Consider the following 14,482-nt stretch of genomic DNA (forward strand, 5'->3'; position numbering starts at 1 on the left):
CGCATGCTTTGCACTTGATACCTGCATGGAACGCCATGTCATGAATGCACCGGATCTGAACCTGTTGATCACCCTCGACGTGTTGCTGAGCGAAGGCAGCGTCGTCCGCGCCGCCGAGCGCCTGCGTCTGAGCCCTTCCGCCATGAGTCGGGCACTGGCCCGGCTGCGCGAAACCACCGGGGATCCGCTGCTGGTGCGCGCCGGTCGCGGGCTGGTGCCGACCCCACGTGCGCTGGAGCTGCGCGACCGGGTCAGTTATCTGGTGCAGGAAGCCGAAGCGGTTTTGCGCCCGGCAGAAGTGCTCGATCCCGGCCAGTTGCGGCGCACCTTCACCCTGCGCAACACCGACGGGTTTGTCGAAACCTTCGCCGCCGCCCTGCTCGCCCGCATCGCCGAAGAGGCGCCTGGCGTGCGCCTGCGCTTCGTGCAGAAGGCCGACAAGGACAGCACGCTGCTGCGCGTAGGCCGGGTCGATCTGGAAACCGGCGTGGTCGACGACAGCACCGACCCGACGCTGCACAGCCGCATCCTGTTCCGCGATCAGTGGATTGGTGTGGCGCGTGAGGGGCATCCGTTGAGCAGCGGCAAGGTCAGCGCCAAACGCTTTGCCGCAGGCCAGCACATTCTGGTATCGCGACGCGGACGCAGCAGCGGCCCGGTGGACGAAGCGTTACTCGCCTTCGGCCTTACCCGGGACATCGTCACTTCGTTCGGTGGATTTTCGGCAGCGCTGACGCTGGTCCGTGAATCAGACCTGATCGCCACCGTCCCGGAACGTCACACCAGCAAACTGCGCACGGGCCTGCACAGTTTCGCTCTGCCATTCCGCATGCCGGACATCAGTGTGTCGATGCTCTGGCACCCGCGCATGGACGCCGATCCGGCGCACCGCTGGCTGCGCAATTGTGTGCGGGAAGTCTGCGCCTAACGCGCGTCCCCGCCAGCGGGTTTATAGAACAGGAATTTCTTGGTCTCGGCGGTCTTGGTGTATTCCTTGGCCCAGCTCGGATGAACGTTGCGGTCGTGGAAATACAGCGCGCCGTGGGTGCGGTCGGTGAGCTGACGGTTCAGCGCCTTGCCGGCGATTTCCTTGGCCAGCGCGTATTCGGCATCTTCCTTGACCTGATCCGGACGCCCGTCGCACCACCAGGAAAACTGGCAGCTTTTGCTTTCCGAGCCCTGCTTGACCACCTCGCACACCGTGCCTGGAAAGCCGTCATGCCCGAGGCGATTCATCACCACGCTCGCCACGCCTTCCATGTCGGCATTGTCCTTGCCCTTGGCTTCCCAATAGATACTGCGCGCCAGACAGGTGATCGGATCGTCCAGCGGTGCAGCGCCGGCGGGGTCGACCGCCTGCGCTTCGGTCGGGGTGATGGCTTCGGATTTGGGTGCCGGTGGCGCGTCGGGTTTGTCGGCGGCCTTCTCTTCCAGAACCTCGGCTTTCGCCTCGGCCTTTTCCTTGATCGGTGCCTGATCGGTGGCCAGTGCCGCGCCGCTCAGCAGGGTCAACGCAAGACAGCAAAGCAACCCGTTCAATCGCATGATCGATTCTTCCGAAAGCGCCCGTCGCGGGCAAAGTGTTACGTGGTTGAGACGCCCGGTTTCCGGGGTCTTCGCAGAGTGTAGACGGCAAATTGCACGGAATCGTTCTGTAGAAAAATCCGCGCGATGAAGAAAAAGACATTGCACGAACCGGGGCCCTTTCGCGCATGATGTGCGCACTCAGCCCAAGGGAGATTTCCATGCGCTTCATGCCATCCGTTCTGCGACTCGCCGCGTTGTCCGTGGGCCTGGCGCTGGCCACTTCGGCCATGGCCGCCGATGAGTCGCAATTGATCGAATCGATCAACAGCTACCGCAGCCAGCCGCAGCGTTGTGGCAGCCAGGCGTCCAGCGAATTGCCGCCGCTGTCGGCCGATCCGCGCCTGATTCTGCCGGCCAGCGGGGCGGTGGATTTGCAGCAGGCGATGTCCAGCGCTCGCTACCCGATGGTCAACGTGCAGGCGATTACCCTGAACGGGCCACGGGATGCGGCGTCGGCGATGAAGGCGATCCAGGAGAGTTTCTGTCAGGTGGTGCTGGATCCGCAGTTCGTCGATATCGGCGTCAGCCGCGCCGACCGTGACTGGCGCATCACCCTCGCCCGGCCACTGCTGTCCGCCCGCCTCGGCGACGGTCAGGCTGAAGGCCAGAAACTCCTCGAACAACTCAACGCCGCCCGCGCCCAGCCGCGCCAGTGCGGCGGTCAGGCCTTCGCAGCGACTGCGCCGCTGGCGTGGAACGCGGTGCTCGGCGGCGTTGCCCAGGAACACAGCCGCGAGATGGCCAACAACAATTATTTCGACCACAAGGACCGCGACGGCCGCACCCCCGGCGACCGCGCGGAACTGGCCGGTTACAGCGGCCAGCAGGTCGGCGAGAACATCGCCGCCGGGCAGGACACGGTGCAGAAAGTAGTCGCCGGCTGGCTCGCCAGCCCCGGCCATTGTGCCAACCTGATGAACCCGCAGTACCGTGAGCTGGGTGCTGCCTACGCAGTTGATCCGAAGAGCAGCGCCGGCATTTACTGGACGGCGATGTTTGGTGGGGAATAAACATCAAGGCAGCTCCTCCCCCAAAAGGGAGGAGGTAAATCGCAGGCAATAAAAAACCGGAGCCAGGCTCCGGTTTTTTTATGGTCAGTGGGTTCTCATCCCCGCCGCATACATCGCCAGCTTCAGCAGACTCGCCACCACCGCCAGCGAGACCACGCTACCGGACCAGATCAGCAGCAGCCAGCCCAGGCGTTTGTACCAGCGACTTTTCACTTCACGCATCTCAATGGTAGCCATCGCCAATCCTCACTTTGCCGCGGAACACGTAGTAGTTCCAGAAGGTGTACATCAGGATCACCGGCAGGATGAACAGCGCGCCGATCAGGGCGAACAGCTGGCTGGTGGCCGGTGATGCCGCCGCCCACAGGCTGACCGACGGCGGGATGATGTTCGGCCAGATGCTCAGCGCCAGGCCGATGTAACCGAGGAACATCAGCACCAGGGTGAACACGAACGGCCAGTGGGTATGGCGCTGACGCAGCGAACGCAACAGCCCGAACAGCGCCAGCACCGCCAACACCACCAGCCCAGCGAACACGGTCAGGTGCGCATGGTTGAACCAGCGCGTGGCCAGTTCCGGGTGCAGTTGCAGCGTCCACGCGCCGATCACCAGCACCATCGCCAGCAACAGCCACGCCAGCGGACGGCTGTAGTGACGCATCCGCGACTCGAGCATGCCTTCGGTCTTGACCAGCAGCCAGGTGCTGCCCAGCAAGGCATAAGCAACTACCAGACCGACGCCGCAGACCAGCGGGAACGGTGCCAGCCAGTCCAGACCGCCACCGGCGAACTGCCGATCCACCACTGGAATCCCCGCTACATACGCGCCGATCACCACGCCCTGGGAGAACGTCGCCAGCAGCGAGCCGCCAATGAACGCCCAGTCCCACAGATGACGTTTTTCAGCCGGTGCCTTGAAGCGAAACTCGAACGCCACCCCACGGAAAATCAACCCCGCGAGCATGAAGATCAGCGGCAGATAAAGCGCCTCCAGAATCACCCCGTAAGCCAGCGGAAACGCGCCGTACAACGCCGCACCGCCGAGCACCAGCCAGGTTTCGTTGCCGTCCCACACCGGCGCGACGGTGTTCATCATCACGTCGCGTTCCTGCTCGTCGCTGATCATCGGGAACAGGATCCCGAGACCCAGATCGAAGCCGTCCATGATCACGTACATCATCACCCCGAAGGCAATGATCACACCCCAGATCAACGAGAGATCGATACCTTGAATACCCATGACTCAACGCTCCTTTATCAGTGGATCCGGGTCGCGGATTCGAGGTTGTCGGTAACCGCCGAAAGTGGCCGGCGCGGGGTCTGCACCTGAGTGCCTTCGGGCGGATGTTCGTGGTGCGGCTGCGGGCCTTTGCTCACGAGCTTCATCATGTAGCCGATGCCCACGGTGAACACCGAGCAGTAGATGACGACGAACAGCGCCAGTGAGGTGCTCATCTGCGCCACCGAGTGATGAGACGCGGCGTCGTGGGTGCGCATCAGACCGTAAACAACCCACGGCTGACGCCCGACTTCAGTAGTGATCCAACCCGCCAACAGCGCGATCAGACCGCTCGGCCCCATCAGCAGCACCAGACGCTGGAAGCCGCGATGACGGTAGACCTTGCCGTTGCGCCGCAACGCCAGGCCCAGCACTCCGACCAGAATCATCAACATGCCCAGCCCGGCCATGACGCGGAAGCTCCAGAAGATCACGGTCGAGTTCGGCCGATCTTCTTTCGGGAAGCTCTTGAGCGCCGGGATCTGTTTGTCGAGGCTGTGGGTGAGGATCAGGCTGCCGAGGTACGGAATCTCGATGGCGTATTTGGTCTTTTCCGCCTGCATGTCCGGGATGCCGAACAGCACCAGCGGGGTCGGCCCGTTGTCGGCGTTTTCCCAGTGGCCTTCGATGGCGGCGATTTTCGCCGGTTGGTGTTCCAGGGTGTTCAAGCCATGGGCGTCACCGACCACCGCTTGAATCGGCGCGACGATCAGCGCCATCCACAGCGCCATGGAAAACATCTTGCGCACCGGTTTACTGTCGTTGCCACGCAGCAAATGCCACGCCGCCGAAGCGCCAACGAAGAAAGCCGTGGCAACGAACGCGGCAATCGCCATGTGCGCCAGCCGGAACGGGAACGACGGGTTGAATACGATCGCCAGCCAGTCCAGCGGCATCACTCGACCGTCAACGATTTCGAAGCCTTGCGGAGTCTGCATCCAGCTGTTGGAGGCGAGAATCCAGAAGGTCGAGATCAGCGTGCCGATGGCGACCATCACCGTGGCGAAGAAGTGCAAGCCACGGCCCACGCGGTTCCAGCCGAACAGCATGACGCCAAGGAAACCGGCTTCGAGGAAGAATGCAGTCAGCACTTCATAGGTCAGCAACGGCCCGGTGACGCTACCGGCGAAGTCGGAAAACCCGCTCCAGTTGGTGCCGAACTGGTACGCCATGACCAGCCCCGAAACCACGCCCATGCCGAAGTTGACGGCGAAGATCTTCGACCAGAAATGGTAGAGATCGCGGTAAGTGTCGTTGTGGGTTTTCAGCCACAAGCCTTCGAGCACCGCGAGAAAACTCGCGAGACCAATGGTGATCGCCGGGAAGATGATGTGGAACGAAACCGTGAACGCGAATTGAATTCGCGCCAGGTCCAGTGCCTCCAGGTTGAACATGATGATGTCCTCATCCAGGCTGAAAAGCGGCAGCACACGGCCGGGCCACCGCCAGGCGCGAACGCCTGCAGCCAGTCAAAATGCAAAAGGGTTGGATCGCGTGGGTCGGTTACGCCACCGACGACGGGATCAGGTTGCTCGCCTCGGCCGCTTCGAGGCGGATCGCCACGAATTTGGAGGTCGGCGTGTAAGTGCGGTCACCGTAGCTTTCCAGCGGCACCAGCGGATTGGTTTCCGGGTAGTACGCAGCAGCCTGCCCGGCCGGAATGTCGTAGGCGATCAAGGTGAAACCGCTGACCCGACGCTCGCGCTCGTCGCCCCACAGCGCCACCAGATCGACCTTTTGCCCCGGTTCGAAACCGAGTCGGCGGATGTCCTGCTCGTTGGCGAACACCACGTCGCGCATGCCGTAGACCCCGCGATAACGGTCGTCGAGGCCGTACAGCGTGGTGTTGTACTGATCGTGGGAACGCATGGTTTGCAGGATCAGATGCGGTTTGACCGGCAGGTTGCGCACGCCTTCACTGATCAGATGCTCGGGCAGCACGCACGGGGTGAACTGGGCCTTGCCGGATTCGGTTTTCCAGACCCGGTCGGAAGCGTTGTTGCCGAGGTGGAAACCACCGGGGATCAGCAGCTTCTCGTTGAAGTTCTCGAAGCCCGGAATCACATCGGCGATCAGGTTGCGGATTCGCCCGTAGTCGCCCACCGCCCATTCCCAGTCGATCGGGTGCTTGCCCAAGGTCGCGGCGGCGATCCCGGCGATGATCGCCGGCTCGGATTTCAGGTGCGCCGACTTCGGCTTCAGTTGACCGAACGACAAGTGCACCATGCTGAAGGTGTCTTCCACCGTCACGCCTTGCGGACCTTCGGCCTGGACGTCAATGTCGGTACGGCCGAGGCACGGCAGGATCAGCGCGTCACGCCCGGTCACCAGATGGCTGCGGTTTAGCTTGGTCGAGATGTGCACGCTCAGGTCGAGTTTGCGCATCGCCGCGTGGGTGCGCGGAGTGTCCGGCGTGGCTTGAGCAAAGTTGCCGCCCAGACCGATAAACACCTTGGCTTCGCCGCGCTCCATGGCACCGATCGCCATCACCGTGTTGTGGCCGTGCATGCGCGGCACCTTGAAGTTGAAGCGTTTTTCCAAGGCGTCCATCAGCTCGGTCGGGGCCAGTTCGTTGATACCCATGGTGCGGTCGCCCTGCACGTTACTGTGGCCGCGGACCGGCGACAGCCCGGCGCCCGGACGGCCGACGTTGCCGCGCAGCAGTTGCAGGTTGATGACTTCCTGGAGGGTCGGCACCGAGTGCACGTGTTGGGTCAGGCCCATGGCCCAGCACATGATCACGCTCTTGGCGCGGGCATACATGCGCGCGGCCAGTTCGATGTCATGCAAAGGCACGCCGGACTGCTCGACGATGTGCTCCCAACTCGTGGCATCGACTTCGGCCAGATAGCTGTCGAGACCCGACGTGTGCTCGGCAATGAAGGCGTGATCGAACACCGGTTCGCCGCCCGTGGCCTGAGCTTCGCGCTCCCACTCCAGCAGGAATTTGGCCATGCCGCGAATCATCGCCATGTCGCCGCCCAAGGCTGGACGGAAGTACGCGGTGTTGGTCGCTTCCCAGCCGTTGCTGAGCATTTCGATCGGGTTCTGCGGGTTCTGGAAACGCTCCAGGCCACGCTCCTTCAGCGGGTTGATGCACACCACCTGCGCGCCGCGTTTTACCGCTTCACGCAACGGTTCGAGCATGCGCGGGTGGTTGGTGCCGGGGTTCTGGCCGATCACGAAAATCGCGTCGGCGTGGTGCAGGTCTTCATAGACCACTGTGCCTTTGCCGACGCCCAGACTCTCGCCCATGCTCACCGCGCTGGCTTCGTGGCACATGTTCGAGCAGTCCGGGAAGTTGTTGGTGCCGTAGGCGCGGACGAACAACTGGTAGAGAAACGCCGCTTCGTTACTGGCACGACCCGAGGTGTAGAACTCGGCCTCGTGGGGCGATTTCAGGCCTTTGAGGTGTTTGGCGATCAGTGCGAAGGCGTCGTCCCAGGTGATCTCGACATAGCGGTCGACCCGCGCGTCGTAGCGCATCGGATGGGTGATCCGGCCCTGATACTCGAGCCAGTAATCGCTTTGCTCGGCCAGCGTCGACACCGTGTACTTGTTGAAGAACGCCGGATCGACCAGGCGGCCGGTGGCTTCCCAGTTCACCGCTTTGGCGCCGTTCTCGCAGAATTTGAGCATGCTCGCGCCGGGTGCTTCACCCCAGGCGCAACCGGGGCAGTCGAAGCCGCCGTTCTGGTTGGTCTTGAGCATGGCGCGGATGTTTTTCAGGGCGTTTTCACTGCCCAGCCAGTTCTTGGTGAGGCTGATGACAGCGCCCCAACCCGCAGCGGCGCCCTTGTAGGGTTTGTAACGGTCGACTTGTGACATGGGACTTCTCCATGACGATGCACACAGGCAATAACCTGATCGGGTTTAAACAGCGACGACTGACTTTCAAGTTAAAAAGCGGTCGTTTCGTTTGACGGGGCCAAGGATAGAAACCGCTGCAAAAACTTGTCTAATCGCTATTAATGACTGCGTTATCGAAAGCATCTATCACGGCGTTAAACCCTTTAAATCCGGGGACTTACAAAACTAAGAAGCGATAAATCCGGAATAATTATTTCATCATCGACAGCATCAATCGGCCGGTCATTAAGAGTGATTGGACGCTGCCTCAAGTTGCTCATAACCTGCGCCGACCCAATCCCTTCAATAGCGAATTTCACCCAAGCGAGGCTGTCATGTCCGAGCGCGTCTTGATCGATGGTTACAACCGCCGCGTCGACTACTTGCGCATGTCGGTCACCGACCGCTGCGACTTTCGCTGCGTGTATTGCATGGCCGAAGACATGCAGTTTCTGCCGCGCCAACGGGTGCTGACGCTGGAGGAGATCTATCAACTGGCGCAGAGCTTTGTCGCGCTCGGCACCCGCAAGATCCGCCTGACCGGCGGCGAGCCGTTGATTCGCCCCGGCGTCGTCGGCTTGTGCACTCAGATCGCCACCCTGCCCGGCCTGCGCGAACTGTGCCTGACCACCAACGGTTCGCAGCTCGGCAAACTCGCCAGTCCGCTGTTCGACGCCGGGGTCAAGCGCCTTAACGTCAGCCTCGATAGCCTTGACCCGGTGCTTTTCAAACAAATGACCCGCACTGGCGACCTGGCCCAGGTGATCGACGGCATCGACGCCGCACGCGCCGCCGGATTTACCCGCACTAAACTCAACTGCGTGGTGATGCAGGGCCGCAACGATCACGAGATCAACGATCTGGTGCAGTTCGCCATTGAACGGGATCTGGATATTTCCTTCATCGAGGAAATGCCGCTGGGGATCATCAGCGAACACAGCCGCGCCGAGTCGTTCTTTTCCAGCACCCAGGTGCGCGAAAAGATCGCCGAGCGCTACACCCTGATCGACTCCGCCGAATCGACCCAGGGCCCGTCGCGCTACTGGCGGCTGGCCGAAGCGCCGCACATTCGGCTGGGGTTCATTTCGCCCCACAGCCATAACTTTTGCGGCACCTGCAACCGGGTGCGGCTGACCGTCGAGGGGCGTTTGCTACTGTGTCTGGGGAATGAGCATTCGGTGGATCTGAAAGCGGTGCTGCGTGCTCATCCGGGTCAACCGGAACGGCTGGAGAAAGCCATCATCGAAGCAATGAAACTCAAGCCTTACCGGCACAACTTTGAAGTGAACGACGACGTGCAAGTGGTGCGTTTCATGAACATGACCGGCGGCTGATCCGCCACGTTTTCAAGGCAGAGAGCCGCATGATCATCCGACCCAAGGTCAATCAGTTCGCCATCCTGTTCACCCTCAAGGGCTCGATTGCCAAGCGCATCGCCCTGCGCACCCTGATGGTCACGCTGCTGGCGTCGGCCATCGTGCTGGTGGAAATCCTCCACCCGAGCAACTTCACCAAGGTCAACGCCACGCCGTTCACCTTGCTTGGCCTGTCGCTGTCGATCTTCATGAACTTTCGCAACAACGCCTGCTACGACCGCTGGTACGAAGCGCGCAAGGCCTGGGGCGAGGTGATCGTGCATGTGCGCTCGGTGATCCGTGAGACTCATGTGATCCGCGAATCTGCCCAGCGCCGGTTGTTGCTGCTCAACCTCGCAGGTTTTGCCCACGCGCTGAATGCGCGCTTGCGCCGGGAAGACGAAGCCGCCGCCAGCGCCCAATGGATCACCCCGCAACACGATGCGCAGGTGCCGGATTACAGCGGGCGGATCCTGCAAACCGTCGGCCAGCAATGCTCTGATCTGCGCGAATCAGGCGATCTCAGCGAATGGCGCTACATGCTGCTGGCCAATCATCTGACCAGCCTGACCCAGGCGCAGGCGGTGTGCGAGCGGATCAAGAACACGCCGCTGCCCTTCCCCTACACATTGCTGCTGCACCGCACGATTTACCTGTTCTGCATCCTGCTGCCATTCGCCATGGCCGAACCGCTGGGCTGGCTGACGCCGCTGTTCACGGCAATTGTCAGCTACACCTTTTTCGGGCTGGATGCGATTGCCGATGAACTGGAAGACCCGTTCGGCCGGGATGAAAACGATCTGCCGACCGATGCACTGGTGCGGGGTATCGAGCGGGATATTCTCTCGGAGCTGGGGACCGAGCCGTTGCCGCCAGTACTGAAACCCGTGGACTACGTACTGAGCTGATCCGACTCCTCCCCCTTCGAGGGAGGCAATTCAATCAATCCAGATGCGCCCAGGTCATGCGAAACGACGCGCCGCCCCACGGTGAATCACCGACCTCGACCTGCCCGCCATGGGATTGCGACACCCGCCGCACCAGCGCCAGACCAAGGCCGAAGCCGCCCGTGCGGCGGTCGCGGCTGGCGTCCAGGCGCGAGAACGGTTCGAAGATTTTCTCCCGACCTGCCAGCGGCACGCCCGGCCCGTCGTCGTTGACCTGCACTTCGTATTGATCGCCGATGCGCACCAGCGACACCTCGACCCGTTGCTCGGCATAACGAATGGCATTGCGCAGCAGATTGATCACTGCCCGCGCCATGAAGCGCGGTTCGATCCGCACTTCATCCACCCGGCAATCTACGATCAACAGCTGCACTCCGGCAGCCTCGGCCTCCAGCGCCACACTGCCGACCACGCTGTCGAGCCAGTTGGCAGCCTGGATGTTCTCGCGGGTGATCACCGTCGCGCCCCGTTCGAGGCTGGCGTAGGTCAGCAGTTCGGAGACCATTTCTTCCAGCTCGCCGAGGTCGGCGTACATGTCGGCGATCAGTTCGCGGTTCTGGCTGGCGTCCGGTTGCTGCTTGAGCTGATCGAGTTCGAACGACAACCGGGCAATCGGCGTGCGCAGTTCGTGGGAGACCGCGTTGGTCAGTTCGCGCTGATTGGCGATCAGGCCTTCGATGCGCGCCGCCATCAGGTTGAAGTGGCCGGCGAGGTCGCGGATGTTCGAGCGTTTGGAGAGCTGGATCCGCACCGAAAGGTCGTTGTCGCCAAAGCGCTCGGCGGCCAGGCGCAGTTTTTCCAGATCTCGCCAATGGGGGCGCACCCAGAAAAACAGCACGATGCCGATCATCACCGCAATCATCAGGTACGCCCCGGCAATATAGAACGGCATCAGGCTCGGCTCGGCCGGCAGTTTGATACTGAGCAGTTGCGGCCCTCTGTCGATCGAGGCGATGTATTGCGTGTATTTTTCGCGGATCACCAGTAAGCCTTGGGCGAGCTCGGCTTTCTCCTCATCGTTCAGAGCCAGTTGATCGGCCTGAACCAGCGTCAGCCCCAGTCCATAATGCGGTCGGATCGCTTGCAATTGCTGCTCGCGATCCTGGTTATCGTGATTGCGCAATAGCTCGGTCAGACTCCAGGCTTGGCCACGCACGGCTTCGCGGTTGTAGTCCTGCATCTGATAGTCGAGCAGCGCGTCGAACGTGTGCTCGACCGTTTGCAGCGCCAATACCAGCCCGACTGTCATCACCAGAAACAGCCCGAGAAATAACCGCAGCATCTACAGCTCCCACGCGAACGGATTGAACAGGTAACCCTTGCCCCACACGGTCTTGATGCAGACCGGCTCGCGAGGGTTGTCCTTGAGTTTGTTGCGCAACTTGCTGATGTACACGTCGACGCTGCGGTTGAGGCCATCGAAGGCGATGCCGCGCATGCGGTTGAGAATGTCATCGCGCGACAGGATCTTGCCGGCGGCGCTGGCCAGCAGCCACAGCAGCTCGAATTCCATGGTGGTCAGCTCGATCATCTCGCTGGCCAGACGCACTTCGCGGCAGCTGCGATCAATGATCAGGTTGCCGAACTCCAGCGAACTGACCACGCCGCTTTCCGGGACTTGCCGGCGTTGCAGGGCCCGCAGGCGCGCGAGCAAAACAGGTGGCTTGATCGGTTTGATCACGTAGTCGTCGGCCCCGGACTCCAGGCCCAGAATATGGTCGAGGTCGTCTTCCTTGGCCGTCAGGATGACGATTGGCGTGTCCGACACGCTGCGGATTTCCCGGCACACGTGCAGGCCGCTCTGCCCCGGCAGCATCAGGTCGAGCACCACCACCTTGGGCTTGAATTCGAGAAACGCGGCCACGGCCAGATCGCCGCGATGCACCGTGCGCACCTCATAGCCGTGTTGTTCGAGAAAGTGGGCGATCAGTGCGGCCAACCGCTCATCGTCTTCCACCAGCAGGACTCTGCCAAAACCCAGGTTATCCATAACGACCGCCGCCAACCGCTTTGTGAAGTGGGCGACATTATGCGGGCATTCAATGCCGAGACGTTTATCGCAGGCAGCAAAAACCGGCCTTTGGGGCCGGTTTCCGTTGATCTTTCATACTCTTAAGAGTTTTTAACAATTCATGCCGCGACAGGTACGCCGCTGTGGAAACGGAATTCTTCGTCCGGCGACTCGATCAGATCCTGCTCGGCGGCGCGGACTTTCTCGATCACCTGGGCGATGTCCTTGGCGTCACCGTACTGGTAGGCCAGTTTCAGATAACCCTGGAAATGCCGGGCCTCGCTTTTCAACAGGCCGAAGTAGAACTTGCCGAGCTCTTCATCCAGATGCGGTACCAGCGCTTCGAATCGCTCGCAACTGCGCGCTTCGATGAAGGCGCCGACCACCAGGGTGTCGACCAGTTTCACCGGTTCGTGACTGCGCACCACTTTGCGCAGGCTGGAAGCATAACGGCCGGCGTGCAGCTGGCGCAGCTCGATCTTGCGCCGCTTCATGATGCGCATCACCTGCTCGTGGTGCACCAGTTCTTCCCGGGCCAGACGCGACATCATGTTGATCAGATCGACATGGGAGTGGTACTTGGCGATCAGGCTCAACGCTGTGCTGGCGGCCTTGAACTCGCAGTTCTTGTGGTCGATCAGCAGGGTTTCCTGATCGGCCAGCGCGGCCTGGACCCAGGCGTCTGGCGTGCGGCAGCCAAGGAATTCGTGGATTTCGGGAAGGATCATGGGGCTCACGGTCAAAGGTGTTCGAGCGAAGGGCGCCGATTATACCGGCCTGCCCGCAGACCACCAGCGCCAGCCCTTGATATGCATCAAGTCGCAGGCGCATCAGCAGCAACTATAGTTGTGCAACGCCGTGCCTTTTCATTGCTGGAGACTCACTCATGCAAGCCATTCGCAGCATTCTGGTGGTCATCGAACCCGAACACGCGGAAAGCCTGGCGCTCAAGCGCGCCAAGCTGATCGCCGGGGTGACCCAGGCCCATCTGCACCTGCTGGTCTGCGACAAGAAGCACGATCACGCCGGCATGCTCAGCGTGCTCAAGGCCGCGCTGCTGGCGGACGGTTACAGCGTCACCACCGAGCAGGCGTGGAACGAGAGCCTGCACGAAACCATCATCGACGTGCAGCAGGCCGAAGGCTGCGGGCTGGTGATCAAGCAGCACTTCCCCGACAGTTCGCTGAAAAAGGCCCTGCTGACCCCGGCGGACTGGAAACTGCTGCGCCACTGCCCGACCCCGGTGCTGCTGGTGAAAACCTCCGCTTCCTGGAAAGACCGGGTGATTCTGGCCGCGGTCGATGTGGGCAACGCCGATGGCGAACACCGTCACCTGCACACCACCATCATCGACCACGGCTATGACATCGCCAGCCTGGCCAAGGGGCATCTGCACGTGATTACCGCCCATCCGTCACCGATGCTGTCGGCGGCTGACCCGACGTTCCAGCTCAAGGAAACCATCGAGGCGCGCTATCGCGAGCAATGCCGGGCGTTTCAGGCTGAATTCGACATCGATGACGCTCACTTGCACGTCGAGGAAGGCCCGGCGGACGTGCTGATTCCGTTCATGGCGCACAAGCTGCAGGCCGCCGTGACGGTGATTGGCACCGTGGCGCGCAGCGGCGTATCCGGGGCGTTGATCGGGAACACGGCTGAACAGGTGCTGGATCAGTTGGAGAGTGATGTGCTGGTGCTCAAACCGCAGGAGGTTGAAGACCACCTGGTGGAGTTGGCGGTGAAACACTAAGCATTGCGGCGTTTGTCACGCCCCCTTCGCGAGCAAGCCCGCTCCCACAGGAGAATGCATTGCAATTGCGCGATTGCATTCAAAATGTGGGAGCGGGCTTGCTCGCGAAGCTTTTGACCTTCAGTCGCCGAGGGCATCCTTGAGGAAACCGGGTGCGATGTAGCGCTGATAGTGCGCTTCCGACAGCAGGAAAAATTCCCGATCAATGGCATCGCGCAGTTCCGGCAGGTTCCAGTCACGAAACTCCGGCAGCAATACCATCCCGTAGGCTTCCAGATTAATGATCACCCGCGCGCCCCGGGCGATCAGCTGATATGCCCAGCAATATTGCGACTGATGCGGCACGAAGCGGATCTTGCGCTGTTCCAGCTGCAGGCGCAGGCGCGCCGGATCGAAGACCTCGACCTTGCTCGCCATCACTTGTGACAGCAATTGCTCAAGACGCAACCACACCGCGCGCTTTTCCTCCTCGTTGTAACCGTTCCAGTGGATCACTTCGTGGTGGAAACGCTTGCAGCCACGGCACACCAGATCACCGTAAACAGTGGAGCAGAGGCCGACGCAGGGGGTCTTGATGGTCTGATTGGGCATAAATGGGCAGAACACTTGAAACGCGGAACAGGTCGGCATGTTAGCCCTTTGTCCGGCATTCATCACCCCTCAAACGTCAGGGGCAAGCGCTGGATCAAGGTTT

The 14,482-nt window shown here is 61.4% G+C and carries 14 protein-coding genes; 5 read left to right on the forward strand and 9 right to left on the reverse strand.

Features of this window, described 5'->3' with window-relative positions; all coding sequences use genetic code 11:
* Nucleotides 1-40 precede the first annotated feature (40 nt).
* Complete coding sequence (locus QR290_RS17920; protein ID WP_289203249.1) at nt 41-928, forward strand: LysR family transcriptional regulator; 888 nt, start codon at nt 41-43, stop codon at nt 926-928.
* Here the strand turns inward: QR290_RS17920 and QR290_RS17925 are convergent.
* Complete coding sequence (locus tag QR290_RS17925) at nt 925-1,545, reverse strand: cell wall hydrolase (RefSeq protein WP_115078334.1); 621 nt, start codon at nt 1,543-1,545, stop codon at nt 925-927. The two genes, QR290_RS17920 and QR290_RS17925, sit on opposite strands and share 4 nt — an antisense overlap.
* A gap of 200 nt (nt 1,546-1,745) precedes the next feature.
* Between QR290_RS17925 and QR290_RS17930 the strand changes: the two genes are divergently transcribed.
* The gene (locus QR290_RS17930) at nt 1,746-2,597 is read left to right on the forward strand and encodes a CAP domain-containing protein (protein WP_289203250.1); all 852 of its coding nucleotides are present in this window, start codon (nt 1,746-1,748) and stop codon (nt 2,595-2,597) included.
* An 84-nt stretch (nt 2,598-2,681) separates the two neighbouring features.
* On the opposite strand, the gene QR290_RS17935 is transcribed toward QR290_RS17930, so the two are convergent.
* The 4 genes from QR290_RS17935 to QR290_RS17950 all read right to left on the reverse strand — a co-directional run bounded on the left by QR290_RS17935 (nt 2,682) and on the right by QR290_RS17950 (nt 7,704).
* Complete coding sequence (locus tag QR290_RS17935; protein ID WP_074688757.1) at nt 2,682-2,834, reverse strand: DUF2474 domain-containing protein; 153 nt, start codon at nt 2,832-2,834, stop codon at nt 2,682-2,684.
* The gene (cydB, locus tag QR290_RS17940; RefSeq protein WP_289203251.1) at nt 2,821-3,837 is read right to left on the reverse strand and encodes a cytochrome d ubiquinol oxidase subunit II; all 1,017 of its coding nucleotides are present in this window, start codon (nt 3,835-3,837) and stop codon (nt 2,821-2,823) included. Before cydB ends, QR290_RS17935 begins: the two co-directional genes overlap by 14 nt.
* Before the next feature lie 17 nt (nt 3,838-3,854).
* Nucleotides 3,855-5,270 carry a cytochrome ubiquinol oxidase subunit I gene (locus QR290_RS17945; protein ID WP_289203252.1) on the reverse strand — a complete coding sequence of 472 codons (1,416 nt, stop codon included), beginning with the start codon at nt 5,268-5,270 and terminating at the stop codon, nt 3,855-3,857.
* A 109-nt stretch (nt 5,271-5,379) separates the two neighbouring features.
* Nucleotides 5,380-7,704 (reverse strand): FdhF/YdeP family oxidoreductase, encoded by a 2,325-nt coding sequence (locus QR290_RS17950; protein WP_289203253.1) that lies wholly within the window; start codon nt 7,702-7,704, stop codon nt 5,380-5,382.
* Nucleotides 7,705-8,060: 356 nt separating this feature from the next.
* Here QR290_RS17950 and moaA point away from each other — a divergent pair, with 356 nt between their 5' ends.
* Nucleotides 8,061-9,059, forward strand: coding sequence for a GTP 3',8-cyclase MoaA (gene moaA, locus QR290_RS17955; protein WP_289203254.1), 999 nt, complete (start codon nt 8,061-8,063; stop codon nt 9,057-9,059).
* Nucleotides 9,060-9,088: 29 nt separating this feature from the next.
* Nucleotides 9,089-9,988: a bestrophin family protein gene (locus QR290_RS17960; protein WP_289203255.1), complete on the forward strand. Its 900-nt coding sequence runs from the start codon at nt 9,089-9,091 to the stop codon at nt 9,986-9,988.
* 34 nt (nt 9,989-10,022) lie between these two features.
* Here the strand turns inward: QR290_RS17960 and QR290_RS17965 are convergent, their stop codons facing one another.
* The 3 genes from QR290_RS17965 to QR290_RS17975 all read right to left on the reverse strand — a co-directional run bounded on the left by QR290_RS17965 (nt 10,023) and on the right by QR290_RS17975 (nt 12,766).
* A complete protein-coding gene (locus QR290_RS17965) occupies nt 10,023-11,309 on the reverse strand; it encodes an ATP-binding protein (RefSeq protein WP_289203256.1) in 1,287 nt (428 codons plus the stop codon).
* Entirely contained in the window at nt 11,310-12,017 is a 708-nt protein-coding gene (locus tag QR290_RS17970) for a response regulator (protein ID WP_289203257.1), read from the reverse strand. It abuts the gene before it with no gap.
* Nucleotides 12,018-12,157: 140 nt separating this feature from the next.
* Nucleotides 12,158-12,766: a tRNA-(ms[2]io[6]A)-hydroxylase gene (locus tag QR290_RS17975; protein ID WP_085610660.1), complete on the reverse strand. Its 609-nt coding sequence runs from the start codon at nt 12,764-12,766 to the stop codon at nt 12,158-12,160.
* Between the two features lie 158 nt (nt 12,767-12,924).
* Here QR290_RS17975 and QR290_RS17980 point away from each other — a divergent pair, with 158 nt between their 5' ends.
* Complete coding sequence (locus QR290_RS17980) at nt 12,925-13,788, forward strand: universal stress protein (protein WP_289203258.1); 864 nt, start codon at nt 12,925-12,927, stop codon at nt 13,786-13,788.
* A gap of 120 nt (nt 13,789-13,908) precedes the next feature.
* Here QR290_RS17980 and QR290_RS17985 read toward each other — a convergent pair whose 3' ends face one another.
* Complete coding sequence (locus QR290_RS17985) at nt 13,909-14,379, reverse strand: DUF1289 domain-containing protein (protein ID WP_085602792.1); 471 nt, start codon at nt 14,377-14,379, stop codon at nt 13,909-13,911.
* Between the last annotated feature and the right edge of the window lie 103 nt (nt 14,380-14,482).

This window comes from Pseudomonas fluorescens, from assembly GCF_030344995.1.
Taxonomy (GTDB): domain Bacteria; phylum Pseudomonadota; class Gammaproteobacteria; order Pseudomonadales; family Pseudomonadaceae; genus Aquipseudomonas; species Aquipseudomonas fluorescens_BF.

What these genes read in the sequence shown, in the direction of transcription:
- QR290_RS17920 (WP_289203249.1), top strand. Translation starts at nt 41, where the DNA reads ATGAATGCACCGGATCTGAACCTGTTGATCACCCTCGACGTGTTGCTG.
- QR290_RS17925 (WP_115078334.1), bottom strand. Translation starts at nt 1,545, where the DNA reads ATGCGATTGAACGGGTTGCTTTGCTGTCTTGCGTTGACCCTGCTGAGC.
- QR290_RS17930 (WP_289203250.1), top strand. Translation starts at nt 1,746, where the DNA reads ATGCGCTTCATGCCATCCGTTCTGCGACTCGCCGCGTTGTCCGTGGGC.
- QR290_RS17935 (WP_074688757.1), bottom strand. Translation starts at nt 2,834, where the DNA reads ATGGCTACCATTGAGATGCGTGAAGTGAAAAGTCGCTGGTACAAACGC.
- cydB (WP_289203251.1), bottom strand. Translation starts at nt 3,837, where the DNA reads ATGGGTATTCAAGGTATCGATCTCTCGTTGATCTGGGGTGTGATCATT.
- QR290_RS17945 (WP_289203252.1), bottom strand. Translation starts at nt 5,270, where the DNA reads ATGTTCAACCTGGAGGCACTGGACCTGGCGCGAATTCAATTCGCGTTC.
- QR290_RS17950 (WP_289203253.1), bottom strand. Translation starts at nt 7,704, where the DNA reads ATGTCACAAGTCGACCGTTACAAACCCTACAAGGGCGCCGCTGCGGGT.
- moaA (WP_289203254.1), top strand. Translation starts at nt 8,061, where the DNA reads ATGTCCGAGCGCGTCTTGATCGATGGTTACAACCGCCGCGTCGACTAC.
- QR290_RS17960 (WP_289203255.1), top strand. Translation starts at nt 9,089, where the DNA reads ATGATCATCCGACCCAAGGTCAATCAGTTCGCCATCCTGTTCACCCTC.
- QR290_RS17965 (WP_289203256.1), bottom strand. Translation starts at nt 11,309, where the DNA reads ATGCTGCGGTTATTTCTCGGGCTGTTTCTGGTGATGACAGTCGGGCTG.
- QR290_RS17970 (WP_289203257.1), bottom strand. Translation starts at nt 12,017, where the DNA reads ATGGATAACCTGGGTTTTGGCAGAGTCCTGCTGGTGGAAGACGATGAG.
- QR290_RS17975 (WP_085610660.1), bottom strand. Translation starts at nt 12,766, where the DNA reads ATGATCCTTCCCGAAATCCACGAATTCCTTGGCTGCCGCACGCCAGAC.
- QR290_RS17980 (WP_289203258.1), top strand. Translation starts at nt 12,925, where the DNA reads ATGCAAGCCATTCGCAGCATTCTGGTGGTCATCGAACCCGAACACGCG.
- QR290_RS17985 (WP_085602792.1), bottom strand. Translation starts at nt 14,379, where the DNA reads ATGCCCAATCAGACCATCAAGACCCCCTGCGTCGGCCTCTGCTCCACT.